19 protein-coding genes and 1 pseudogene are annotated in these 24,198 nt (G+C 53.3%); 16 read left to right on the top strand and 4 right to left on the bottom strand.

Annotated features, from left to right (window positions below):
* Positions 1–11: 11 nt before the first annotated feature.
* Together JNUCC32_RS17325 and JNUCC32_RS17320 are read left to right on the top strand one after the other, a co-directional pair.
* Positions 12–197, top strand: a complete 186-nt coding sequence (locus JNUCC32_RS17325) for a hypothetical protein (RefSeq protein ID WP_192569295.1) — start codon at positions 12–14, stop codon at positions 195–197.
* A 56-nt stretch (positions 198–253) separates the two neighbouring features.
* On the top strand, positions 254–2,044 hold the full coding sequence (locus JNUCC32_RS17320; RefSeq protein ID WP_192569294.1) for a peptidoglycan D,D-transpeptidase FtsI family protein: 1,791 nt from the start codon (positions 254–256) through the stop codon (positions 2,042–2,044).
* On the opposite strand, the gene ytvI is transcribed toward JNUCC32_RS17320, so the two are convergent.
* Positions 1,993–3,156: a sporulation integral membrane protein YtvI gene (gene ytvI / locus JNUCC32_RS17315; RefSeq protein WP_192569293.1), complete on the bottom strand. Its 1,164-nt coding sequence runs from the start codon at positions 3,154–3,156 to the stop codon at positions 1,993–1,995. The genes JNUCC32_RS17320 and ytvI overlap by 52 nt on opposite strands.
* A 143-nt stretch (positions 3,157–3,299) precedes the next feature.
* Here ytvI and JNUCC32_RS17310 point away from each other — a divergent pair, with 143 nt between their 5' ends.
* Positions 3,300–4,682, top strand: a complete 1,383-nt coding sequence (locus JNUCC32_RS17310) for a polysaccharide deacetylase family protein (RefSeq protein WP_192569292.1) — start codon at positions 3,300–3,302, stop codon at positions 4,680–4,682.
* A gap of 130 nt (positions 4,683–4,812) precedes the next feature.
* On the opposite strand, the gene ilvD is transcribed toward JNUCC32_RS17310, so the two are convergent.
* Positions 4,813–6,501 carry a dihydroxy-acid dehydratase gene (ilvD, locus tag JNUCC32_RS17305; RefSeq protein ID WP_192569291.1) on the bottom strand — a complete coding sequence of 563 codons (1,689 nt, stop codon included), beginning with the start codon at positions 6,499–6,501 and terminating at the stop codon, positions 4,813–4,815.
* Between the two features lie 237 nt (positions 6,502–6,738).
* Positions 6,739–6,978, bottom strand: a pseudogene (locus tag JNUCC32_RS17300) (KGG domain-containing protein); the annotation flags it as partial.
* Positions 6,979–7,190: 212 nt separating this feature from the next.
* Between JNUCC32_RS17300 and JNUCC32_RS17295 the strand changes: the two are divergent.
* The 3 genes from JNUCC32_RS17295 to mgrA all read left to right on the top strand — a co-directional run bounded on the left by JNUCC32_RS17295 (position 7,191) and on the right by mgrA (position 9,889).
* A complete protein-coding gene (locus JNUCC32_RS17295; RefSeq protein WP_015734073.1) occupies positions 7,191–7,958 on the top strand; it encodes an HAD family hydrolase in 768 nt (255 codons plus the stop codon).
* Positions 7,959–7,995: 37 nt separating this feature from the next.
* Positions 7,996–8,748, top strand: coding sequence for an NAD-dependent protein deacylase (locus JNUCC32_RS17290; RefSeq protein WP_096772956.1), 753 nt, complete (start codon positions 7,996–7,998; stop codon positions 8,746–8,748).
* Positions 8,749–8,872: 124 nt separating this feature from the next.
* The gene (mgrA, locus tag JNUCC32_RS17285) at positions 8,873–9,889 is read left to right on the top strand and encodes an L-glyceraldehyde 3-phosphate reductase (RefSeq protein ID WP_192572689.1); all 1,017 of its coding nucleotides are present in this window, start codon (positions 8,873–8,875) and stop codon (positions 9,887–9,889) included.
* Positions 9,890–10,004: 115 nt separating this feature from the next.
* Here mgrA and JNUCC32_RS17280 read toward each other — a convergent pair whose 3' ends face one another.
* Positions 10,005–10,868: an AraC family transcriptional regulator gene (locus tag JNUCC32_RS17280; RefSeq protein ID WP_015734076.1), complete on the bottom strand. Its 864-nt coding sequence runs from the start codon at positions 10,866–10,868 to the stop codon at positions 10,005–10,007.
* Positions 10,869–11,055: 187 nt separating this feature from the next.
* On the opposite strand from JNUCC32_RS17280, the gene JNUCC32_RS17275 reads away from it, so the two are divergent.
* The 10 genes from JNUCC32_RS17275 to ptsP all read left to right on the top strand — a co-directional run bounded on the left by JNUCC32_RS17275 (position 11,056) and on the right by ptsP (position 23,865).
* Complete coding sequence (locus JNUCC32_RS17275) at positions 11,056–12,234, top strand: galactokinase (RefSeq protein WP_015734077.1); 1,179 nt, start codon at positions 11,056–11,058, stop codon at positions 12,232–12,234.
* Between the two features lies 1 nt (position 12,235).
* Positions 12,236–13,225, top strand: a complete 990-nt coding sequence (gene galE / locus JNUCC32_RS17270; protein ID WP_015734078.1) for a UDP-glucose 4-epimerase GalE — start codon at positions 12,236–12,238, stop codon at positions 13,223–13,225.
* Between the two features lie 19 nt (positions 13,226–13,244).
* The gene (locus tag JNUCC32_RS17265) at positions 13,245–14,834 is read left to right on the top strand and encodes a UDP-glucose--hexose-1-phosphate uridylyltransferase (RefSeq protein ID WP_192569290.1); all 1,590 of its coding nucleotides are present in this window, start codon (positions 13,245–13,247) and stop codon (positions 14,832–14,834) included.
* Between the two features lie 177 nt (positions 14,835–15,011).
* Positions 15,012–16,175 carry an iron-containing alcohol dehydrogenase gene (locus tag JNUCC32_RS17260; protein WP_096772960.1) on the top strand — a complete coding sequence of 388 codons (1,164 nt, stop codon included), beginning with the start codon at positions 15,012–15,014 and terminating at the stop codon, positions 16,173–16,175.
* A 202-nt stretch (positions 16,176–16,377) separates the two neighbouring features.
* Entirely contained in the window at positions 16,378–16,911 is a 534-nt protein-coding gene (locus tag JNUCC32_RS17255; protein WP_015734081.1) for an NfeD family membrane protein, read from the top strand.
* Between the two features lie 4 nt (positions 16,912–16,915).
* Positions 16,916–18,445, top strand: a complete 1,530-nt coding sequence (locus JNUCC32_RS17250) for a flotillin lipid rafts scaffold protein FloT (RefSeq protein WP_009591831.1) — start codon at positions 16,916–16,918, stop codon at positions 18,443–18,445.
* Between the two features lie 150 nt (positions 18,446–18,595).
* The gene (gene glcT / locus JNUCC32_RS17245; RefSeq protein ID WP_096772961.1) at positions 18,596–19,453 is read left to right on the top strand and encodes a glucose PTS transporter transcription antiterminator GlcT; all 858 of its coding nucleotides are present in this window, start codon (positions 18,596–18,598) and stop codon (positions 19,451–19,453) included.
* 282 nt (positions 19,454–19,735) lie between these two features.
* Positions 19,736–21,817 (top strand): glucose-specific PTS transporter subunit IIBC, encoded by a 2,082-nt coding sequence (gene ptsG / locus JNUCC32_RS17240; protein WP_096772962.1) that lies wholly within the window; start codon positions 19,736–19,738, stop codon positions 21,815–21,817.
* Between the two features lie 58 nt (positions 21,818–21,875).
* Positions 21,876–22,151: an HPr family phosphocarrier protein gene (locus JNUCC32_RS17235; RefSeq protein ID WP_009591829.1), complete on the top strand. Its 276-nt coding sequence runs from the start codon at positions 21,876–21,878 to the stop codon at positions 22,149–22,151.
* The gene (gene ptsP, locus JNUCC32_RS17230) at positions 22,144–23,865 is read left to right on the top strand and encodes a phosphoenolpyruvate--protein phosphotransferase (protein ID WP_096772963.1); all 1,722 of its coding nucleotides are present in this window, start codon (positions 22,144–22,146) and stop codon (positions 23,863–23,865) included. The genes JNUCC32_RS17235 and ptsP overlap by 8 nt, the downstream gene beginning before the upstream one ends.
* The last annotated feature ends 333 nt before the right edge of the window (positions 23,866–24,198 follow it).

The following is a 24,198-nucleotide window of genomic DNA, read 5'->3' as shown; positions in this document are numbered from 1 at the left end:
AAGGCAGGTTGATGGAATTCATGGATCTTCGCTACGATATTTTGTTAAATCCGCTTGTCGTGATTGGTATACTGCTGCTCATCATCGTACCGTTGACCTTATTCCAAACGAACCGGTATCTGCACAAATACGGGGATCCGCCCTGGAAGCAGCGGGAGAAACCGGATGATGGTGCAGAGAGAAGCGAACATGATTGAGTCAGGTTCCATATGGAAATAATGAGGAAACAAAGACTCAATTGGAGGACGGAACCATGAGGCTAATCCGCAATAAACGAATTACATACGGATGGCTGATTTTGACGGTACTGATTGCTATTTTGACGATGCGCCTTGCCTGGGTGCAGCTCGTGATGAAGCATCAACGGGTCCCCGGAAGCCGGCATACAATGGTGGAGGCATCGCTTATCCAGCGGGAACGGGGCATTGTGCTGGATTCGGGCCGCGGACATTTTACGGATCGCAACGGAAAACCGCTCACAGGCAATTTGATCTGGACAGCCGTATTGTTTCCGGCCGGCGAGAAGGAACTGAGGAACGCCCATCATCAGGTTGCCAAGCTGGCCCGCATCCTGGGAACGGACACGAATCAGTTGCTGCAAATCTGGGGCAAGCTAAAGGAGCCGCAGCTGTGGCATGGAGCGGATTCCCGCATTCCGCGTTCCTTGTCCAAGGAGCAGATCGAGCAGATTCGCGAGCTTGAGCTCCCCAAACTCAAGGTTCTTCCTTATGAGCAGCGGTACGGTAATCGACAATCGGGCATGCAGTGGCTTGGTTTTGTATCCGGCCAGCGTAAGGAAAGCCTGTTCTTTCAGGATTATCCGGAGATTTCGGGAACCAGCGGCCTGGAGAAGACGATGGATTCGCTGATCCGGGGTGAAGGACCTACGGTCGTCTATTTTCCGGTAAACAGCACGAATGAAGTGATTCAGGATATGAAGCCGATGGTGAAGGCGCCGGACAATCGGTACTATCCGTTACGGGTATCCACAACGATCGATATCGACATTCAGCGGGGGATCGAGGCCATCACGGAAAAAGCGGGCATGAAAGAAGGGGCGGTTGTCGTGCTGGATGCACGCAATGCCGATATCGTGGCGATGGTATCCAGACCGTTTTACAATCCGGAGCAGATACATCCGAAAGACGGTCAGTGGGAGAATCGCGGATTGAAAGCGGCCACGCCAGGCTCCGTGTTCAAGCTTGTCACGGCAGCGGCCATTTTGGAGAATGGTCTCAGCTCGCCAAACGAACATTTTCATTGCGATGGGGAATACGGCAAGTTCGGATTGTCCTGCTGGAAAAAGGGCGGGCATGGAACGATTGATCTGCGCGAGGGCTTTGCGGAATCCTGCAACGTCGTATTTGCCACGCTTGCGGAAAGATTAACCCCACAGCAAATAATCTCAGCGGCATCCGCGCTGGGCTTTGGTCAAAGCGTAGGCTGGCAATCACAGCAGTTTTTAGGGCTTCGCTCATTTGCACCGTTGGATCATGAAGAGAAGGGGACGGTCTTTTCCGGCTCCGCGGATGCCTCCGATGCAGGCGTAAGAGTGCAGACAGGCATAGGCCAAAGAGACGCTGCCGTATCTCCGCTCCAAGCCGCTAATGCGATGGTGACGCTGCTTCATGGCGGGGTGAAGACCAAGCCGCGTATTGTGAAGCAGATTCGGTACGCGAACGGCCAGTTGCTTCAGGATACGAATCCGCTGTACGAACGCCCAGCAGGAAACGGTATTTCCCGGGAAACCTCTTCGATCCTGCTCGAATGGATGGAGGATGTCGTTCAAGAGGGAACAGGAAGCGCTTTGAATCATCGCAAATGGACCCTTGCAGGCAAATCGGGAACCGCTCAGGTCAAAGTAAAGGGCCGCGCCCGAAACAACCAGTGGTTTGTCGGGTACGGCCCGGTGGAGAAGCCACGTTATGCGGTGGCAGTATTGGTGGAGAATCGGAGCACGAACAGCAGCAATCAGGCAACCGAAATATTCGGTCAGGTCTCCGATTTCTTGGCCTCGGTCGAAGCGGGCTCCGGCTCCGCGTAAGAGCGGGACATATCCCAAGGGGACACATCGAATTCTTCGCTCGGCAGATGGATCCACTGCTTCAGATATCCCTGCGCAAGCAATTCCTTGATGAGAATCAGCAGGATGGGAGCCAGAATCAAACCGGCAACCCCAAATATCGACAGGGAGATCATCATAAAGGACAGCATCAGAAAGGCGGAGGATACGCCGATCGAGTTTCCCGTAATTTTAGGCTCAAGCAGCTGTCTGGAAATGACCACAACGGCAAGCAGAACGATCAAGCCGATTGCAAGCCCGGTGTTGCCTACAATGAACAAATAGGTGATCCACGGAATAAGAATAACGGGAACCCCAAGCAGCGGCAATACATCGAATACGGCGCAGATAAGCGCGACGGACAGGGAATTGCCCGTACCTAATATCAAGAGTCCTATGTATACAATGACAAAGGTGATGCTGACCAGCTTCATCTGGGCTTTAATATAAGAGCCGATTGCCTTGAATACATTGTCCTTCAGGAAAACGAAAGCCGTCTTAAGCGTCTTCGGCGTCTTGTCCTTGGCGATTCTCCGCCAGCTGCCAATTTCCGTGCTCAGGAAGAAAGCGAGGATAATCGCAACCCCGAAATTCGCGATGAACGAGGAGAACGACCCCATGAATCCAACGATGTAACGGAAGAACGACTCGGCAGCGCCCTGGGCAAAGGTGGTAATGTCTTGGAAGTAACCGTTCAGGCGGTCCGTCAGATCCGGCGGCAGCGCGTCGAGCTTCGTCTGCAGGAACATCAGGGTTTCCGAGAAATGCTTCTGGATCGTTTGGGTGTAAGATGGCAAATTGTCCTGCAGGTTCATGAATTGCGATACGATGAGCGCTCCGGCTCCAAACAGGATGCCAAGGATGACGAGCAGGAAGAGCAGAACGGATATCGCCGCGGCGAAGGGCTTCGGAAGCCCCCTGCGGTGCAGGAATTTGGAGAAAGGCTCAATAATCAGGAAAACGAGGAAAGATAAAAACACCGGAGCCGCAATCTGGTAAAGCTTGCTGAATATGAGCATGATCAAGTAAACCGTAAGCACGATTAAACCTATATCGAAGGCGGTTCTCCAATATTTTTTATACAAGGGAAGCATAGTGGGATATCGGCTCCTTTATACTTTATTGATAGATATCATTGTACACGATTTGCGAAAAAAAAGCCTATTTCTTTAAGTGCTATGATAAAATAATAATAGTGTCTTTCATTAGAAAAAGAAATAAAAAGCGGGGAGTTAGCATGCAAACGTTACTGCTATGGTTGTTTTACCTTTCATCTTTTTATGCATTCATTCCCGGCATCCTGACCCGGATATTCGGTTTTCGAGTATTTCGCAGGGGAACAGGCTTGGAAGACTTTGCCTTAACCTTTGATGATGGTCCTGATCCGTTCTATACGCCAAGACTGCTGGATCTATTGAAGCGGTATAATATGAAAGCGACTTTTTTTCTGGTCGGTTCCCATGCCGAGAAGCATCCGGAGGTCGTCAAACGCATTCATAGCGAGGGTCATCTGATCGGGATTCACAACTATGTTCACAAGAGCAATTGGTTAATGCGACCCGTGACCGTCCGCAAGCAAGTCAAGCGCACGGACGATATCATCTACGCCATAACCGGCGAGCGCTCGAGATATTACAGACCGCCTTGGGGAATCGTGAATCTATTCGATTTTGCCAAGAATACCGGCTGCCGCATCATCTTATGGTCCTCGATGTTTAATGATTGGCGAAGCAAGATCGGCGCTGACAAGCTGACTCAGCGTATGCTGGCCAAGCTGAACGGCGGCGAGGTTATGCTCCTCCATGACTGCGGTACGACGATGGGAGCGAACCCCGATGCGCCGGAGCAAATGCTGATTGCCTTGGAACGCGTACTGAAAGTCGCAGAGCAGAAAGGAATGAGAAGCATCCGAATCGACGACATGATGGCTAAGGAAAGCAAAGCGAAAGCCAAGAAGCTGTCTCCTCTCAAGCGGTTGATCGTCTCATTGTGGCTCTTGTGGGAAAAAGCATTTCATGCGGTGTTCGCGCTCGAAACGGTTAATCCGGAGGATCCGATGCTGCATTTCCGAAAGCGTGCCTTCACCGGCAAAACGGCCGTGATGGAAGACGGCAGCCGGCTTGAGAAGGGAGACCAGGTGCTCGAGCTCCACTTTGACAACAAAAAATTGTTCGAGATCGGCAGCCGCTCCCGCTCGGAAGTGCAGCTTGCCATCAAAATGATTCGTGCCGTGCAGAAGGATTTGCCTTCTCTGGCGAACATGGTGCTGGACCGGCCCGAGTTTAAGGATATCAAAGGTTTGTATGCCGTAACCATGATTTCGCGGGGCCCCGAGCAATTCGGATTCCATGTGATGGATTTGCCTCGGGGGCTGTTCGCAAGCTCGTCCAGACTGTATCTGAAACTGCTGCTCAGCGTCATTCACCCGAAAGGGCAGGCCCGCCTGAAGGAGGGCACCCAGATGATGGAGCCGAAAATGCTCATCATGCCGGTGGATGTTCTGATCGGACGTTATGCGGAGAAGAAAACGCAGGTTTTGCCTCCATCGGAGGAACAGCAGGAAGTTCAACAGGAGCATGCGGGTGATCTGGCGGTTGCCAGTGTCTCGCAAGGCATGTAGTTCATCGAATCGATTGTTTCCGCTATTATGCATGGATTATCTCTTAGATGGTTTTGGTTATAAACAAGGGGTTATCCCCGCAGGCTGCTGCAAATGCCTGCGCGGGATAACCCCTTTGCTTTATTAAGGATTAGATTTTCAATACGCCGCCAGAGCTGGCGTTGGTCACAAGCTTCGAGTAGCGGGCAAGGTAACCGGTTTTCACTTTCGGTTCGAACTCAACCCATTTGCTGCGGCGTACAGCCATTTCCTCTTCGGAAACGTCCAGCAATTGAATCGTCCGTTTATTCAGGTCCAGCTCGATGATATCCCCGTCTTCAACGAAAGCGATAGGTCCGCCTTCAGCCGCTTCCGGCGAGATGTGTCCGATGCTGATGCCGCGGGAAGCGCCGGAGAAGCGTCCGTCCGTGATCAGACCGACTTTGGCTCCAAGCCCCATGCCTGCAATCTGCGAGGTCGGCGCCAGCATTTCCGGCATGCCCGGTCCGCCCTTCGGCCCTTCATATCGAATGACAACCACATGGCCTTCCTTGACCTTGCCGTTGGCAATGCCGCTTAGCGCCTCGTCCTGGGAGTCAAAGCAGATGGCAGGTCCTTTATGGTATCCGCCAACCGACGGATCGACCGCACCGACTTTGATGATGGAGCCTTCAGGAGCCAGATTGCCGTACAGTACCGCGAGTCCGCCGCGCTCGGAATACGGGGAATCGATCGGATGGATGACGTTCTCATCCTGGATTTCGCAGCCCTCTACGTTCTCGGCCAGCGTTTTGCCGGTTACGGTAATGCAATCCCCGTGCAATGCGCCCGGCTTCTTCAGAAGCTCGTGCAGAACCGCGCTTACTCCGCCTGCCAAATGCACATCCTCGATGAAGTAATCCGAAGCCGGAGCCAGCTTGGAGATGTGAGGAACGCGGTCAGCGACTTCGTTGATCCGCTCCAGCGGGTATTCAAGGCCGGCTTCTTGGGCAAGCGCCAATGTATGAAGCACCGTGTTGGTGGAGCCGCCCATCGCCATATCGAGCGCAAACGCATTGTCGATAGCTTCCAGGGTTACGATGTCACGCGGCTTCAGGTCCATTTTGACAAGTTCCATCAATTGTTTGGCCGATTGTTTAACAAACTCTCTGCGCTCTTCGGCGATGGCAAGAATGGTGCCGTTGCCCGGCAGAGCCAGACCCAGCGCTTCGGCGAGGCAGTTCATGGAGTTGGCGGTGAACATGCCGGAGCAGGATCCGCAGGTTGGACATCCGTATTGTTCCAATTCCAGGAGCTCATCGTCATTGATTTTGCCGACCTGGTGAGCGCCGACGCCTTCGAATACGGAAGTCAGTGACAATTTGCGGCCTTTGCTGTCCACGCCGGCCTTCATCGGTCCGCCGCTGACAAACACCGTCGGGATGTTAACGCGCAGGGCGCCCATCAGCATGCCGGGCGTAATTTTGTCGCAGTTCGGGATACACACCATACCGTCGAACCAGTGGGCGGATACAACGGTTTCCAGGGAATCCGCAATGATCTCGCGGCTTGGCAGCGAGTAGCGCATGCCGATATGTCCCATGGCAATTCCGTCATCCACGCCGATGGTGTTGAACTCGAACGGAACGCCGCCGGCTTCACGGATCGCATCCTTCACGATCTTGCCGAATTCCTGAAGATGCACGTGACCCGGAACGATATCGATGTAAGAGTTGCACACGGCGATGAACGGTTTGCCGAAATCCTCTTCCTTAACGCCTGCTGCACGCAGCAAGCTGCGGTGCGGCGCGCGGTCAAAGCCTTTCTTGATCATGTCTGAACGCATTTTTTTGGTTGTCATGATGTCGATTTCCCCCCAGATCTATTTTAAAATTGTTACGCTTTAGCGCGGTCTTCCGGCAAAGCAGCCGGGTACCTGTAAACAGCGAATAGGTTTTAAATGAGTCTATCACAAAAAGGTAGGTTTTTCTACATGATATTAATAGGAAGCGATGGAAGGAAGCCTGTCGTGAAGGCCAAGAAAAAGCCTGTCCCCCTTGGTCGGGAACAGGCTTCCTACTGAAAAGATATGCTATTTCTTGCCGCCTTTGCGGCCAATTTCCTGATAGAATTCGCGATTATGATTCCGCGAGGTGGCTTCGCCGCCCTTTTGACCGATTTCCTGGTAAAACTCGCGGCTATGGTTTTTGGACGTCGCTTTGCCGCCTTTTTTGCCGATTTCCTGATAGAATTCGCGGCTGTGTTTTTTGGCGGTGGCTTCGCCGCCAAGACGTCCGGCTTCTTCGCGGGTCATCTTTCGATTGCTGCTGGTGGCCATGAACAAATCACTCCTTTACCGTCGTATTTGCTATGCGTATATGTTACTTACCACGGTCCATTTGTCATGAATCAAAACATTCGACTAAAGATTGGTAAATTTTCAAGTCGGAGCGATTTCTTGATCCCATGCGCCAATAACGCTTAAATCAGAGTTTATTTCATGGTTTAATAAGAGTATGATCAAGAATAGGATAGGGAGGTTTTGAACCATTGCCGTTTGTTCAACTGAAAGGACGAACCGTTCCCTGCCAAGGGATCTTGTTTGATAAAGACGGTACGCTGCTTCATTTCATGGCGCTGTGGGGAGGATGGGCCGATTATGTGCTCGAGTTCATGGAGGAACGGCTGGAGCTGATGGGATCCGGCTTTACGCTGCCGAAAGAGAAGGTGCTGGGGACCAAGCACGATGCCGGCGGACGCGTATCGGGGTATGATCTGCGGGGTCCGCTCGCCATGGGCACCGTGGAGGAGACGAACGGGCTTCTGGCCTGGCAATTGTACGCAGCCGGGATGCCATGGAACGAGGCGATTGTGCAGGTCCATCAGATTACGAAAAATGCCATGTACGAAGTCCGTCAGCGAAAGCCGGCATTCCCGATGCCCGGACTGGAACATTTTCTGGAAAAATGCAGCTTGGCCTCCGTGAAGATGGCAGTGGTGACTTCGGATCAAACCTCAGGCGCCGTGGAGCAGTTGGAATGGATGGGGCTTCGCTCGTACTTTACGGTCATTATGGGAAGAGATCAGGTTCGAAATGGCAAGCCGCACCCCGAAATGACCGAGGCGGCCTGCCGCCGGCTCGGGATCAAACCGGAGGAAGCGGTCGTCATCGGCGACAGCAACGCGGATATGCAGATGGCGAAGCAAGCAGGCGCTGCGCTGGCCGTAGGTTTAATGACGGATGAAGGGGAGCCGGCGCATCTGACAGATGCCGATGTTGTCATATCCGATTATAATGAATTAGACGTGCACAGGTAGACGTGTTATTTTAAGGGCTGTACGGAGGTGTATAAGAGTGGAGAACAGGGAAAAGATCGAGCAGTTGGCAACATGGATCGAAGCGAGCGACTACATTGTTTTTTTCGGGGGAGCGGGTACCTCCACCGAGAGCGGAATACCAGACTTCCGTTCGGCAGCCGGACTGTACCAGAGCGAGCACCAGTCTCCGTATCCGCCGGAGGTCATGCTCAGCCATACTTTTTTTATGCAGCATCCGGAAGTGTTTTACGACTTTTACCGGAGCAAGATGCTGCACCCGCTTGCGCAGCCGAACGGCTGTCACCGCCTATTGTCGAGACTCGAGCATGACGGGAAGCTAAAGGCGGTCATCACGCAGAATATCGATGGCCTGCATCAGTCGGCGGGATGTTCCGAGGTGCTGGAGCTTCACGGTTCCGTGCACCGCAATTATTGCATGGATTGCTCCCGATTCTACAGCCTTCAGGAGATTCTGGACATTAAGGAAATCGTCCCGCGCTGCAAGGATTGCGGGGGGCTGGTTCGGCCGGACGTCGTGCTGTATGAAGAGGAATTGGACCAGAACGTCATCATGCGCTCGATCCAGGAAATATCGACGGCCGACTTGTTGATTATTGGGGGGACTTCCCTGACGGTACACCCCGCCGCTAGTTTGATCTCCTATTTTCATGGAAGCAAGGTAGCTTTGCTGAATGCAGATCCAACCCCATACGATCATCGGGCAGGCCTCCTGATTGCGGATCGGATCGGTCAAGTCATGACGCAGGTGGATAAACTGATCAGCACGTGAGGGGACAAAAGGCGGCGTATTGCCGTACCTATCCCTGTAATCGTTTTCTTGTCAAAGGAAGACCAAACGCGATAAGATGGAATTTAGCAATGGACCTATTCACTTAGAGAGGCAGGGATTGCAAGTGACCTATGTGGCTAGCGAAGACCGCTATGAAGGAATGAAGTATAACCGCGTGGGGCGGTCCGGGCTTAAACTTCCCGCGATCTCCCTTGGATTATGGCATAATTTCGGTGGCGTCGACACGTACGAGAACGGGCGGAACATGATTACGCGCTCCTTCGATCTGGGCATCACCCACTTCGATCTGGCGAACAATTACGGACCTCCTGCAGGCTCTGCCGAGGAGACTTTCGGTAAAGTGCTTTCCAGAGACCTTAAGGCATATCGTGACGAAATCGTCGTTTCGTCCAAAGCCGGCTATTATATGTGGCCCGGTCCTTACGGCGATTTCGGATCGCGTAAATATCTGGTATCAAGCCTCGACCAGAGCTTGAAGCGAATGGGCCTGGACTATGTGGATATTTTCTATCATCATCGGATGGATCCGGAAACGCCGCTCGAGGAAACCATGGCAGCGCTGGATCATCTCGTTCGTTCCGGCAAGGCGCTGTATGTCGGAGTCTCCAACTATTCGCCGGAGAAGACCCGGGAAGCGATATCGATCCTGAAAAACCTGGGTACCCCGCTGCTCATCCATCAACCGAGTTACTCCATGCTGGACCGTTGGGTGGAGAACGGATTGCTTGACGTCCTGGAAGAGAACGGGGTCGGAAGCATCGCATTCACGCCGCTTGCTCAAGGGCTCTTGACGAACAAATATTTGAACGGCGTGCCAGTCGATTCCCGTGCCGCAAGCGCATCCGTGTTCCTGAACGAAAGCAATATCACGCCTGAGGTGCTGCGCAAGATCAGAGCCTTGAACCAAATCGCCCAAGCCCGGAACCAGAGTCTGGCTCAATTCGCGCTCGCCTGGGTTCTGCGCGGCGGCCGGGTGACGTCTGCCCTGATCGGAGCTAGCAAAGTAAGCCAGATTGAAGACAACGTGGCTGCCTTGAACAATCTGGAGTTCTCGAAGGAAGAGCTGGATCGCATAGAAGCGATTCTCAAAACGGAGAATGCATCTTCTTCGGAAGGATAGATGCTGGCGAAAACATGGCGGGATTGAAATAGATACATGACAAGGAGCGCCTTTAGGATGATAACCGCCTGAAGGACGCTCCTTTTTTTGCTAAGGGATGGCTTGGGCGCACTCTTTAAGTAAGCGCGGATGAAGAGATGATGTCCTTGCGGTACCGCGACGGGGATCGGCCGACGAGCCGCTTGAATTGGCGCGAGAAATAGAGCGGATCGGTCAGTCCGACCGATGCGGAAACCTGCTCGATGGACAAATCGGGACGTTCGCGCAGCAGCCGTTTGGATTGGTCGATTCTTAATTTAAGCAGATACGTGATCGGAGTCATGCCCGTTTCCTGCTTGAAGATCCGTGACAGGTATGCGCGGTTGTAGCCTAGGCTCGTACACATCTGTTCGATCGAGACGGGATGAGCGTATTGGGAAGCCATGTAACTGATCATCTGCTTCACCGTGCGCTGAACCTGGGGTTCTGACAGCGTCAATCGGGACGGCCGGTCGCTCTGATTCATGATCTCGGCCCAGATTAAATGCAGGTAACCGATGGCGGCCATGTGAGAGCTTTCTTCCCTTGATTGAAAATGGCCCTGGATGAGGGATACATAGCCGGGAATGGGGTTGTTCTCTACAAGGTGGAGGACAGGCTTTTCGGGCGTGAGCCCCAAACGGGATATCTCTTCATCGGCGTGTTCTCCGTCAAAGGCGACCCAGCGGTAACGCCACGGCTGGCTCGCATCGGATACATAGCTGACAATCTGGCCGGGATGAATCAGGAAGCAATCGCCGGGCCCGAGCTGGTATCTGTCGGTTTCGGTCCGAAATACGCCATGGCCCGATTCGATGATGTGCAAGAGGTAATGATCGAATATTTTGGGCCCCAACGCATGCTCCGGAAGGGTCTGGCTCTCGCCGGCGAATCGCACGTGGAGCCAGCCGCCGCCTTGCTGTGCTGGATTGGAAGCAACAGAATAGGTTGGTTTCATCATTCATTTTCCTTTACAATGAGTTTGGGAAAAAGAGGAACTATAGGGATTTCGTGATCATAAATTTATTGTACCTCCATAAGTCACATAAATCCATATGTATCACACAAGATTTCATTATCGGTAAACGAGATTTCCATTATACTGAAGACAGTAAAACTACCATATGTACAGGATGGAGTGATAGGCAGTGACGACGCAACAGCTTATGGAAAGATTTATGGACAAGCACGGTGAGAGCCAGCATAAGGTTCGCATATTTAATGCGCCAGGGCGCGTGAACCTGATCGGGGAGCATCTGGATTACAACGGGGGCTATGTGCTTCCGGCAGCCCTGGAGTTTGGCACAACCTTGATTATCCGACCGCGTGACGATAACAAGGTGAGCTTTTCATCCACCAATATCCCCTATGAATTAACGATCAGTCTGGACGAGGATTATGGCTACAAAATCGATCAATGGACGGATTACCCGGTCGGCGTCATTACCGAGCTGAATAAAATCGGCTGCGGGCTCAGCAGCGGCTATGACCTGCTGTACCACGGGGATATCCCGAACGGGGCAGGCCTCTCGTCCTCAGCGTCCATCGAAGTGGTCACGGCTTACGCCTTCTTGAAGATGGAGGGCAAGGAGACGGATACGGTGGAGATCGCAAAGCTTTCGCAGCGGGTGGAAAACCTGTTCGTCGGCGTCAACTCCGGCATCATGGATCAATTCGCCGTAGCCAACGGCAAGCAGGATCATGCCATTCTGTTAATGTGCGATACGCTGGAGTATGAGCTGGTGCCTTTCCGGACCGGAGCATACAAAATCGTGATTTCGAATACCAACAAACGGCGCGGACTCGTCGATTCCAAATATAATGAACGCCGCAGCGAATGCGACCGCGCTTTGGAAATTTTGCAAAAGGAGCTCCCGGCGTTATCGTATCTCGCCCAGCTGAATCCGGATCAATTCGCGACCTTGCGGGACAGCATCCAGGATGAGACCGTCAGAAGACGTGCCCAGCATGTCGTCGAGGAGAACCAGCGCGTGCTTGATTCCGTGAAGGCTCTGAAAGAGGGGAATCTGGAAGTTTTCGGACAGTACATGAATCAGTCCCATGACTCTTTGCGTTATCTGTACGAAGTCACGGGCGACGAGTTGGATGCTCTGGTGGAAGAAGCCCAGCGGATTCCGGGTACGCTCGGTTCCAGAATGACGGGAGCCGGCTTTGGCGGCTGCACGGTATCCCTCGTGCACGAGGACGCGGTGGAACGTTTCATCGCGGAAGTGGGACAGCAATATGAGGCCAGAACGGGACTGAAGGCGGACTTCTACGTATGCGGCGTAGGTCAAGGCGTGCATGAAGTAAAGGAGGGCGAATAATATGGCTATTTTAGTGACCGGCGGAGCAGGTTATATCGGTTCACATACCGTGGCGGAGCTGCTGGAGCAAGGGGAAGACGTTGTAGTCATCGACAGCCTGGAGACGGGTCATCGCGAAGCGCTGCTGGGCGGAAAGCTGTATGTCGGCGATCTGCGCGACAAGGCGCTGCTGAAGCAGCTGTTCTCGGACAACGATATTGATGCCGTTATCCATTTTGCCGCGAATTCTCTGGTCGGCGAGAGCATGAAGGATCCGGTGAAATATTACGATAACAACGTGTACGGCACGCTGTGCCTGCTGGAAGCCATGAATGAGGCGGGCGTTCGAAAGATCGTCTTCTCTTCAACGGCCGCGACCTACGGTGAGCCCGAGAAGGTGCCGATCGAGGAAACGGACCGGACCCAGCCGACGAACGTGTACGGGGAAACCAAGCTGATGATGGAACGGATGATGTCCTGGTTCGATACCGTGCTCGGGGTGAAGTATGTCTCCCTTCGTTACTTCAACGCGGCCGGCTCGCATGCCAGCGGCAAGATCGGCGAGGATCACCGGCCGGAGAGCCACTTGATTCCGCTCGTTCTGCAAACCGCTTTGAAGCAGCGCGCCAGCATCTCGGTGTTTGGCGACGATTACGCAACTCCCGATGGCACGTGCGTCCGCGATTACATTCACGTCAGCGATCTGGCGAATGCGCATCTGCGCGCGGTTGAATACCTTCGTCGCGGCGAGTCCAGCAATGTGTTCAATCTCGGCAACGGGCTCGGGTTCTCGGTCAAGGAAGTGATCGAGACATCGAAGCGGGTGACGGGTGCCGACATTCCGGTTGTCATGGAAGCCCGCCGTGCGGGTGACCCTGCGGTATTGGTGGCGTCTTCGGACAAAGCGCGCACGGTTCTCGGATGGACGCCGTCCAGAACGACGCTGGAGGAAATTATCGAGAGCGCATGGAAGTGGCACAGCAGTCGTCCGGACGGTTACGGCGACAATTAATCCAAGGGGGACGATGAACATGAATGCTGCAACATCAAGTACTCCCGAATCCAAGCAGGTTCTGCATGCCATTGAAATGCTGGTGCGATTCGCGCTTCATAAAGGCCTGATCCAGGCAGCGGATGCGGATTACAGCCGCAACCTGCTGCTGGAGGATTTCGGGTTCAGCGAGCCGTACGGCGACGAAGTGAACGACCCGATGCCGGATGGCCCCCAGGCTATGCTCGACATCCTGATCGATTACGGTGCGGCGCATGGCATGATCCCGGAAAATACCGATACGTACCGGGATTTGCTGGACGCCAAAATCATGGGCCGCCTCATGGCAAGACCTTCGGAAGTAACCGCTCGGTTCCGGGCGGTAGAGCAGGAGCAGGGGATCGTCGAGGCTACCCGGCAATTTTACAGCCTGTGCATCGACTCCAACTACATTCGGATGGATCGCGTAGCCAAAAACGAATACTGGCGGCATGCCAGCGCGTACGGCGATATTGAGATTACCATCAATTTATCCAAGCCGGAGAAGAGTCCGAAGGAAATCGCCATGGCCAAACTGCTGCCTCCGCCGGTCTATCCGAAATGCCAGCTCTGCCGGGAGAACGTGGGTTATGCAGGCAGGGTCAATCACCCGGCGCGGCAAAACCTGCGCATTATCCCGCTGGAGTTGAACGGTGAACCATGGTTCTTCCAATACTCGCCGTATGTTTACTATAACGAGCACTGCATCGTGTTCCACCACGATCACGTGCCGATGAAGCTGACCAAGGCGACGCTTGCCCGCCTCTTGAGTTTTGTTGATGCTTATCCGCATTATTTTCTCGGATCGAACGCGGATCTTCCGATTGTCGGGGGCTCCATTCTCACACATGATCATTTCCAGGGGGGGCGGCATACCTTCCCGATCCAGAAAGCGCCGAAGGTGGCCGGGTTTACGCACGGGGATTATCCGGGGGTATCCGTTGCCATCGTGAAATGGCCGATGTCGGTGATCCGCCTATCCTCAAGCGATCGGGATTCGCTGCTTGAATGCGCGAACGGCATTTACGAGGGCTGGAAAACCTACAGCGACCCTTCGGCAGACATTGAGGCCTTCAGCGAAGCGGACGGCGAACGGGTCCGCCATAATACGGTGACTCCGATTGCCCGCCGTAATGACGAGGGCATCTATGAGATGGATCTGGTTCTGCGGAACAATCGCACCAACGAGCAGCATCCGGAAGGGATCTTTCATCCTCATCGGGAGATGTTCCACATCAAGAAGGAAAACATCGGCTTGATCGAAGTGATGGGGCTGGCGATCCTGCCGGGCAGGCTCAAGGAAGAGCTGGATCAGATCGCCGAGATTCTGGCGGGGAACGAGGCACTGTATGCGGACAGCCAGGCCGCTGACCATCCGCTCGCCGTCCACGGCGACTGGATCGAGGAGCTGCGGGGCCGGGGCATAGCCGCATCCGATAAAGCCGGGGCCACCCAGCTGGTACGCCGGGAGGTCGGCAGCAAATTCACGACGATTTTGGAGCATGCCGGGGTATACAAACAGACGGCGGAAGGGCAGCAGGCATTTCAGCGATTCCTGAGCCATATGGGGTACGTCCCTGACAGCAGATAAATATTCTTGGATGGAAATATGATGTGTTGAAGCTAACGATAACTAGGATCATCATTCAAACAGCCGATCTTCCGAAAGAAGGACGGCTGTTTGTTTTGCTTAATGGGAATGGTATAGAATGAAAAAGCACGCATGAATGAATTAGATGCAAACCAGATGCGATGGAGGTAATGTGACATGAGACCTTTTGTCTTTCATAATCCGACTCAGTTGATTTTTGGCAAGGGCAAGCTGAGTGCTTTAAGCGGTGAAGTGGCCAAATACGGCCGGAACGTTTTGCTGGTGTACGGCGGCGGCAGCATCAAGCGCAGCGGCCTTTACGATCAGGTCATCGCCTTGCTGAAAGAAGCGAATGCGGTGGTGACGGAGCTTGCCGGGGTGGAACCGAACCCGCGCCTGTCAACGGTACATAAAGGAGTGGAGTTGTGCCGGGAACATCACATTGACCTCATTTTGGCCGTAGGCGGCGGAAGCGTCCTCGACTGCTCCAAAGCGATTGCCGTAGGAGCCAAGTATGACGGAGATATGTGGGATTTCGTAGAGCGCAAAGCCGTACCGCAAGCGGGTCTGCCGCTTGGAACGGTGCTTACGATGGCCGCAACGGGATCGGAGATGAACGGCGGCTCCGTCATCACCAATGAAGTGACCCAAGAGAAGATGGGCTGGGGCAGCCCGCATGCTTATCCCGCCTTTTCGATCCTGGACCCTGTGCATACCTTCTCCCTTCCCCGGGATCAAACGGTGTACGGCATCGTGGATATCATGTCCCACGTACTGGAGCACTACTTCCATCAGGATACCAATACGCCGGTGCAGGACGGTTTCTGCGAAACGATTCTTCGAACCGTTATCGATACGGCGCCGAAGCTGGTTGAGGACCTGGAGAACTATGAGCACCGCGAGACGATCATGTACTGCGGTACGATGGCGCTGAACGGCATGATCAACATGGGAATGGCCGGCGACTGGGGAACCCATAACATCGAGCACGCGGTGTCTGCCGTATACGACATTCCGCACGGCGGCGGCCTGGCAATCCTGTTCCCGAACTGGATGAAATATAATCTGAACGCGGATCCTCAGCGCTTCAAGTCGCTTGCCGTGAATGTATTCGGTGTTGATGCTGCCGGGAAAAGCGATGAAGCGGCCGGACTGGAAGGAATCGAGGCGCTCCGCCGCTTCTGGACTTCCATCGGTGCGCCGAGCACGCTGGGAGATTACGATATCGACGACCGCGAGATCGGGTCCATGGCCGATAAAGCGATGCGCTTCGGTCCTTTTGGCAACTTCCGCAAGCTGCAGCGCGAGGACGTCGTTGAAATCTATCGGATGTCGTTATAGGGGTTGTCCTGTCGTTAGCTGACAAGGAATAAAAATGGTTTTAAAGCCTGCCGGTTCAAGCCGTGCAGGCTTTTTTGCTGGGGCGTCGAATATAGATATGAAGAGATTTTCATACGTTTGAGGCAAATAATTGAAACTTTAGCAAACATTTTGCCGTATTACTTGTTATACACAGTAAGGAATTCCAGAGGGGGCAATCAACATGGAAGCGTTATATTGGGGCTGTCTGATCGGGGGCGTGATCTTCGCCATCGTAACCGTGGTGCTAGGCGACATACTTAGCTCGGCGCTTGACGGATTGTTGGACTTTTTGTCAGTGGATTTTTTCAATCCGGTTGTGATCGCCGGGGGAATCACCGTATTCGGCGGGACCGGAATCATGCTGACGAAATACACGGAATTGGCGGCAGGTGCCCATGTAACGCTATCTGTCTTGGCGGCCATCGTCATTTCGATTCTCGTCTACTTCGGGTACGTGAAACCGATGGAGAACAGCGAGAACTCGACGGGCTTTTCCATCAAGGAGCTTGCGGGCAGGATCGGCGTAGTCACGGTGCCGCTACCTGCTGAAGGATTCGGGGAAGTGATGGTCAAGGTCGGGGCAGGCAACACGATGCACATTGCCTCAAGCTTTGATCGTCAAACGCTTCCGGCAGGTGTCCGCGTGGTGGTTGTCGACATTGTTGATGGCGTCCTGAGGGTGTCCGAACTGGAAGAACGAAAAGGAGAGGATTGATTCAATGCCAGAGTACTTAGTAATTCCGTCGATTGTTGTAGGCGTCATTGTCGTGTTAGGACTTGCGTTCTGGGCCCGCTACAAAACGGTGAGCCCGGATGAAGCGATGATTGTCACCGGTTCTTTTTTGGGAAGCAAAAATTTGTCGGAGGACGAATCCGGCCGCAAAATCAAAATCGTTCGCGGCGGCGGCGCTTTTATACTCCCCGTGTTTCAGCGCTCCGAATTCGTATCGCTCTTATCTCATAAACTGGATGTCATGACGCCTGAAGTGTACACGGAGCAAGGCGTGCCGGTTATGGCGGACGGGGTGGCCATCATTAAAGTGGGAAGCTCGATCGAAGATGTGGCGACCGCAGCCGAGCAATTCATGGGCAAGCCCATTGAAGCGCTGAAGGGTGAAGCCCAGGAGGTGCTGGAAGGCCATCTTCGTGCCATTCTCGGTTCCATGACAGTAGAGGAAGTATATCGTAACCGCGACAAGTTCGCGCAGGAAGTTCAGGGGGTCGCAGCAAGAGACCTGAAGAAGATGGGTCTGCAGATCGTTTCCTTTACCATTAAGGACGTTCGCGATAAACACGGATATCTGGAAGCGCTTGGTAAACCGCGGATCGCTACGGTCAAGCGGGATGCGGAGATTGCCGAAGCCGAAGCGATGCGGGATGCGCGGATTCAGAAGGCGCGCGCCGAAGAAGAAGGACAGAAGGCCGAGGTCGTACGCGATACCAATATCGCGGAAGCCGAGAAGGAACGGGAGCTGAAGGTCGCGTCCTTTAAGAAGGAGCAGGATACGGCGAAGGCCGAAGCGGACCAAGCTTATCATATTCAGGAAGCCCGAGCCAGACAAACGGTGGTTGAGGAGCAGATGAAGGTTGAGCTCGTTCGCAAGGAACGCGAAATCGACCTGCAGGAGAAAGAAATCATGGTTCGCGAGAAGCAGTATGACGCGGACGTGAAGAAAAAAGCCGAAGCGGATCGCTATGCCGTTGAGCAGGCTGCCGAAGCGGATAAGGCCCGGAAGATGCGCGAAGCGGATGCTGTGCAATACTCCATCGAAACGCAGGCCAAAGCGTCTGCCGAGCAGAAGCGCCTAGACGGTATGGCGGTTGCGGATGCCGAGCGCGCAAAAGGTACGGCCGAAGCCGAAGTCATCCGCCTGCGCGGTATTGCCGAAGCCGATGCCAAAGAGAAGCTGGCGGAAGCGTTCCAGAAGTTCGGCGAGGCTGCTGTGCTCGATATCATCGTGAAAATGCTGCCTGAGCTTGCCGGCAAGATTGCTCAGCCGATCTCGTCCATCGACAAGCTGACCGTTGTCGATACGGGTAAAGGCGAAGGAGCGGCTCGCGTGAGCAATTATGTGACCGAGCTGATGTCCACGGCGCCTGAGATGCTGAAGAGTGTGTCCGGGATTGACGTGGAGGATCTCATTAAGGGATTAACAACGAAAAAATCCGCCACGGCTCAAAAGCCGGTGTCCATCGAGCAGGAACTTGTACCGGTCCCTGTAGAGACAAGTGCCGCTAAGGAAGAGTAGATCAAGCCGCAAGCAGGGGCCGGAATACATGGTGGCAGGCAGCGGTACGGCACCTTGAAGACTTTGGCAACCACAAATGATTTTGCCGCGCTCTTATATTTCTGATAAGATATCCGAGTATACGCGTATGAATCAAAAAGAGGTGCGAACGTGAGCAGCTTACAAGTGGCTAAAGTGTTGAACAATAATGTAATCATAGCGAAGCATCCTCAACATGGCGAGGTTGTTGTTATCGGCAAGGGCATCGGCTTTAACCGGAAGAATAAAGACCGTATCCCTGCCGCCGCTGCCGAGAAGATGTTCATTTTGACCAAACCGGAGGAGCAGGAGCAGTATAAGCAGCTGGTGCCTCATATCGACGAGAAGCTGATTGAGGCGATGAATGATATTATTCTGAATGCCGCCAAGTCCAGCGATGCTCCTCTGAATGAGCATATCCACATTGCCTTGACGGATCATATCGCATTTGCCATTAAACGCCATGCCCAAGGTCTTTATATCCACAATCCTTTTTTATACGAAACCAAAGAGATGTACCCTGAAGAGTACGAGATGGCCGAATATGCCGTCCGTACCATTCGGGAGAAGCTCGGGGTTGACTTGGGCCAAGAAGAAATCGGATTCATTGCCCTTCATTTTCACGGTGCCCTTACGAACCAGCATATCTCCGAGGTCCGCAAGCATTCGGAGCTGATCGCGGACTTGGTACATACCGTCGAGCAGCAGCTGGAGTACGCCATCCCGAAGGATACGCTGGATTATTCCCGATTGCTGACGCACCTCCGGTTTGCCTTGGAACGGGTTCGGCGGGGAGAAGCGGTGAACGAGACGAGTTCGCTTGACGGCCTTTTGAAGCGTGAATATCCCGAGACCTATTCCCTGGCATGGAAGCTGACCAAAATGATGGAGCAGCGGCTGAAGAAACCCGTCTATCCCGCTGAGGCCGGTTATTTGACCATACATCTGGAACGGTTGGTCCAGCGTAAAGAGCAGGGCGGGCAAATGTGAAGATTTTATTAAGTCCCTTACCATGTGGTTGCAACGATAAATGAACGGTGTTACAATACGAACAGTTATGAACCATAAAACTTCAAATCCAACGTGTAACTGATTCGATCAGGCATGAGTATTGCAGGAATTTGGTTGTTATTACCCATTTTTGGGTAATCTAATCCATGAGATTAGTCATCCATTTACCTGTGGTTGCTCATGCCTTTTTTGATTTGATGGCTTTATGATGATCTACCTACAGCTTGTGATAACAACTAGAGACAGAGGGTGAGAATTTTCATGTTTAAGCGGCTTTTTGGCGTACTGCAAAGGGTCGGTAAAGCTCTGATGCTGCCAGTGGCCATATTGCCGGCGGCCGGACTATTGCTCGGTCTTGGAAATATGCTGGTCAACCCCGATTTCCTGCAATACGCACCTTGGCTGGATGCGGCCTGGGTTCAAGCGGCTGCCACGGTCATGATGAATGCGGGACAAATCGTATTCACGAACCTATCCTTGCTGTTTGCAGTGGGGGTTGCGGTCGGTTTAGCCGGAGGTGAGGGCGTTGCGGGACTGGCCGCGATCATCGGTTACCTTGTCATGAACGTCACCATGGGCAGCGTGATCGGCGTGACGCCGGCCATGGTCGGCACGAATTACGAATATGCCAGCGTGCTTGGCATTCCGACGTTGGCTACCGGGGTATTCGGCGGAATCATCGTCGGTATATTGGCAGCCAGCATGTACCGACGGTTTTTCAAAATCGAGCTTCCGTCCTATCTGGGCTTTTTTGCAGGAAAACGTTTTGTTCCGATTATGACGGCCGCAACGTCCGTTTTGCTTGGTCTGTTGATGGTGTTTATATGGCCGCCTATCCAGTCGGCGCTTAACACGGCGTCGCATTTCATGCTGGAACAAAACCTGACGCTGTCCGCTTTTGTGTTCGGCGTCGTGGAACGCGGATTGATTCCGTTCGGACTGCACCACATTTTCTATTCCCCGTTCTGGTTTGAATTCGGGGAATACCTGAACCAGGCAGGACAATTGGTTCGAGGGGACCAGAACATATTCATGGCCCAGCTTCGGGACGGCGTCGAGTTTACGGCAGGCACATTCATGACGGGTAAGTATCCGTTCATGATGTTCGGTCTCCCTGCGGCAGCGCTTGCCATCTATCATGAGGCAAGACCGGAGAACAAAAAGTTCGTGGCCGGCATCATGGGGTCTGCGGCGCTGACTTCCTTCTTGACCGGGATCACGGAACCGCTTGAGTTCTCGTTCCTGTTCGTCGCACCGATCCTGTTCGCCGTGCATGCGCTGTTTGCCGGCCTGTCCTTCATGACCATGCATATTTTGGGCACCAAAATCGGCATGACCTTCTCCGGCGGCCTGATCGACTACATGATCTTCGGTGTCATTCCGAACCGGACGCCATGGTGGAATGTTCTCATCGTGGGTGCTATTATGGCTGTAATCTATTACTTCGGCTTCCGGTTTGTCATTCGGAAATTCAATCTGAGGACGCCGGGGCGCGAGGAAGCTTCGACGACAGAGCCGGAATCAGGCTCTGGAGCAGCGGTCGCTGGCAGTAAAAATGATCTGCCGTCTAATATCCTGACTGCACTGGGCGGCCAGCCTAACATCGCGCATCTGGATGCATGCATCACTCGTCTTCGCGTAGAGGTAAAAGACAAGGGACATGTCGATAAGGCAAGGCTGAAGCAGCTGGGTGCGTCAGGCGTGCTGGAGGTGGGGAATAATATCCAGGCGATATTCGGAACCCGTTCCGATACGATCAAATCGCAGATTCAAGACATCATGTCGGGAATCACGCCGACCACTGCGCCTCAAGCAGAGGCCTTGGAGACGATGCCGACGGCTCAAGAGGAACAGCAGGCCGGACGGGACGGGGAAACGCTCGTTAAGGAGGAAATCGTATCCCCGGCCGATGGAGAGCTTATGGATATTTCCCATGTGCCTGACCCCGTGTTTGCCGAACGGATGACAGGGGACGGATTTGCGATCGTGCCTCATAACGGAACGATTGTGTCTCCCGTTAACGGCACCGTGTTCAATGTGTTCCCCAGCAAGCATGCCGTCGGCATTATGTCGGATGGCGGCAAGGAAGTGCTTGTTCATATCGGCGTCAATACCGTTAAGCTGAAAGGGCAAGGATTTGAAGTCCTGGTGCAAGAGGGGGACCTGGTCTCCACCGGTCAACCGATCATGCAAGTGGATCTGGATTATGTGAAGGAGAATGCCAAATCGATCATTTCTCCTATTATCTTCTCGAATCTGCCGGAGGGAGCTTCCGTGAAGCTGAACAAGACCGGTGAAGTAAAAAGCGGCGAGGAAGGGATCATTACCCTATTGAAACCTTAACCTCGCGATGGTTTCCAGGATTCTAAAAATTAAAATATACGAAAGTAGGATGATGAACATGCAACAAACATTCAGAATTATTGACGAAGATGGAATTCACGCACGCCCGGCAACCGCATTGGTGAATACGGCTAACAAATTCCAGGATACCAACTCTTTTGCCGAAGCTAACGGCAAAAAAGTAACGCTGAAGTCGATTCTCGGCGTTCTGTCCCTCGGATTGGAGCAAGGCGACACATTGACACTGATCACGGAAGGCGGCAATGAAAGCGAGGCGCTGACAGCATTGCAAGAAGTGATGGTGAACGAAGGGCTAGGCGAGCTTCATGAATAATTTGAAAGGTATCGCGGCTTCCGCAGGTATTGCGATAGCACGTGCTTTTACGCTGGAGCATCCCGATTATTCCGTCACGGAGAAGCAAGTGACGGACACGGATGCGGAGCTCGCGAAGCTGGATGCGGCGCTGGCCCAGTCACAGGCTGAGCTGGAAGCGATCAAAGCCCGCACGCTTCAGGAACTCGGGGAGAAGAAGGCTGAGATTTTCGAATCTCACCTTCTCATCCTGAATGATCCCGAATTGATTGAACCGGTCAAGGCGAAAATCGCTTCCGAATCGGTTAACGCGGAATATGCGCTGAACGAAACGGCAACCCAGTTCATTCAAATGTTCGAGAACATGAAGAGCGCCTACTTGCAGGAGCGAGCAGCGGATATGCGCGACGTCACCAAACGCATCCTGAAGCATCTGCTCGGCTTGAATTATGTCAGCCCTTCGGAGATCAGCGAAGAAGTGATCGTGGTTGCAGAGGATTTGACTCCGTCGGATACGGCGCAGTTGAACCGGAACTACGTTAAGGGCTTCACGACGAATATCGGCGGACGTACCTCGCACTCCGCCATCATGGCCCGTTCCCTTGAAATTCCGGCTGTCGTCGGGACGAAGAACGTGCTCTCTGCGGTCAAAAACGGGGATATGATCATCGTTGACGGATTGGAAGGGGATGTCATCGTTAATCCTACGGAAGCCATCGTAGAACAATACCGTGCGAAGCAAGACGCCTATGCCAAGCAGGTGGAGGAGTGGAAGAAGCTGCGCTCCGAACCGACGGTTTCCAAGGACGGAATCCATGTGGAGCTGGCTGCCAACATCGGGACGCCGAATGATGTGGCCGGCGTGCTGGAGAACGGCGGAGAAGCCGTAGGATTGTACCGTACGGAATTCCTGTACATGGGCAGAGACAAACTTCCTTCCGAAGAGATCCAGTATGTCGCTTACAAATCGGTTCTGGAGAAAATGGAAGGCAAGCCGGTTGTTGTTCGCACGCTTGATATCGGCGGGGATAAGGAGCTGCCGTATCTGGATCTTCCCAAGGAAATGAATCCGTTCCTCGGATTCCGTGCCGTCAGATTGTGCCTGGACCGCCAGGATATTTTCAGAACACAGCTTCGGGCGCTGCTGCGTGCAAGCGTCCACGGCAACCTGCGTATCATGTTTCCCATGATAGCGACACTGGGCGAGTTCCGCGAAGCCAAAGCGCTTCTGGAGGAAGAGAAGGCTAAGCTTATAAGCGAAGGCATTTCGGTTTCCGAAGAAATCCAGCTGGGCATCATGGTGGAGATTCCATCTACCGCCGTGCTTGCCGATCAATTTGCCAAAGAGGTGGATTTCTTCAGCATCGGAACCAATGACCTGATTCAATACACGATGGCCGCCGACCGCATGAATGAACGGGTGGCGTATCTGTACCAGCCATACAATCCGGCGATTCTGCGACTGGTTAAAATGGTCATCGATGCCGCCCATCGCGAAGGCCGCTGGGTAGGCATGTGCGGCGAAATGGCCGGCGACGCGACTGCTATTCCGATTCTGCTCGGTCTGGGGCTGGATGAGTTCAGCATGAGCGCGACCTCCATTCTGCCGGCTCGCAGCCAGATCGGGAAGCTGTCCCGCAGCGATATGCAGGCACTTGCAGCCAAAGCGCTTGAAATGGGTACCGCAGAGGAAGTAGTGGCTCTGGTGGAATCCATTGAGGCTGCAGCCGAGTAAGAAGGAAGACAACGTACAACTTGATCGATCCCTGCAGTCGTATTACGTTTGTTTCTGGGGACTCTACCAATCTTTTTCCACGATAGCATCACATTGACAACATCTGTCCATAGCGGACAGATGTTTTTTTTGTCAAAAGAAAGACACCGGGCATATTTGCTAGTATAATAGCCTAAATATATAGTGAATTGGCTTGGAACCCAAACCAATTCAGGGCTTTTGGCATACCATGATATATGAAAGCGTTCTAAATTCATGTGCTAGAGGTCTGTCTTATGATTCAGGCGCCCATACTAGGAAGTAAATCTACTATAAGTGACGGTGACGATGAGT

Source organism: Paenibacillus sp. JNUCC32, from assembly GCF_014863545.1.
Classification (GTDB): Bacteria; Bacillota; Bacilli; order Paenibacillales; family Paenibacillaceae; genus Paenibacillus_AQ; species Paenibacillus_AQ lautus_A.
Note: the sequence above shows the minus strand (reverse complement) of the source record. Positions and strands in the feature narration are given on the sequence as shown.

Excerpts from the sequence above, each read along its gene's own strand:
- JNUCC32_RS17325 (WP_192569295.1), top strand. The coding sequence starts at position 12 with ATGGAATTCATGGATCTTCGCTACGATATTTTGTTAAATCCGCTTGTC.
- JNUCC32_RS17320 (WP_192569294.1), top strand. The coding sequence starts at position 254 with ATGAGGCTAATCCGCAATAAACGAATTACATACGGATGGCTGATTTTG.
- ytvI (WP_192569293.1), bottom strand. The coding sequence starts at position 3,156 with ATGCTTCCCTTGTATAAAAAATATTGGAGAACCGCCTTCGATATAGGT.
- JNUCC32_RS17310 (WP_192569292.1), top strand. The coding sequence starts at position 3,300 with ATGCAAACGTTACTGCTATGGTTGTTTTACCTTTCATCTTTTTATGCA.
- ilvD (WP_192569291.1), bottom strand. The coding sequence starts at position 6,501 with ATGACAACCAAAAAAATGCGTTCAGACATGATCAAGAAAGGCTTTGAC.
- JNUCC32_RS17280 (WP_015734076.1), bottom strand. The coding sequence starts at position 10,868 with ATGATGAAACCAACCTATTCTGTTGCTTCCAATCCAGCACAGCAAGGC.
- galE (WP_015734078.1), top strand. The coding sequence starts at position 12,236 with ATGGCTATTTTAGTGACCGGCGGAGCAGGTTATATCGGTTCACATACC.
- JNUCC32_RS17265 (WP_192569290.1), top strand. The coding sequence starts at position 13,245 with ATGAATGCTGCAACATCAAGTACTCCCGAATCCAAGCAGGTTCTGCAT.
- JNUCC32_RS17260 (WP_096772960.1), top strand. The coding sequence starts at position 15,012 with ATGAGACCTTTTGTCTTTCATAATCCGACTCAGTTGATTTTTGGCAAG.
- JNUCC32_RS17255 (WP_015734081.1), top strand. The coding sequence starts at position 16,378 with ATGGAAGCGTTATATTGGGGCTGTCTGATCGGGGGCGTGATCTTCGCC.
- JNUCC32_RS17250 (WP_009591831.1), top strand. The coding sequence starts at position 16,916 with ATGCCAGAGTACTTAGTAATTCCGTCGATTGTTGTAGGCGTCATTGTC.
- ptsG (WP_096772962.1), top strand. The coding sequence starts at position 19,736 with ATGTTTAAGCGGCTTTTTGGCGTACTGCAAAGGGTCGGTAAAGCTCTG.
- JNUCC32_RS17235 (WP_009591829.1), top strand. The coding sequence starts at position 21,876 with ATGCAACAAACATTCAGAATTATTGACGAAGATGGAATTCACGCACGC.
- ptsP (WP_096772963.1), top strand. The coding sequence starts at position 22,144 with ATGAATAATTTGAAAGGTATCGCGGCTTCCGCAGGTATTGCGATAGCA.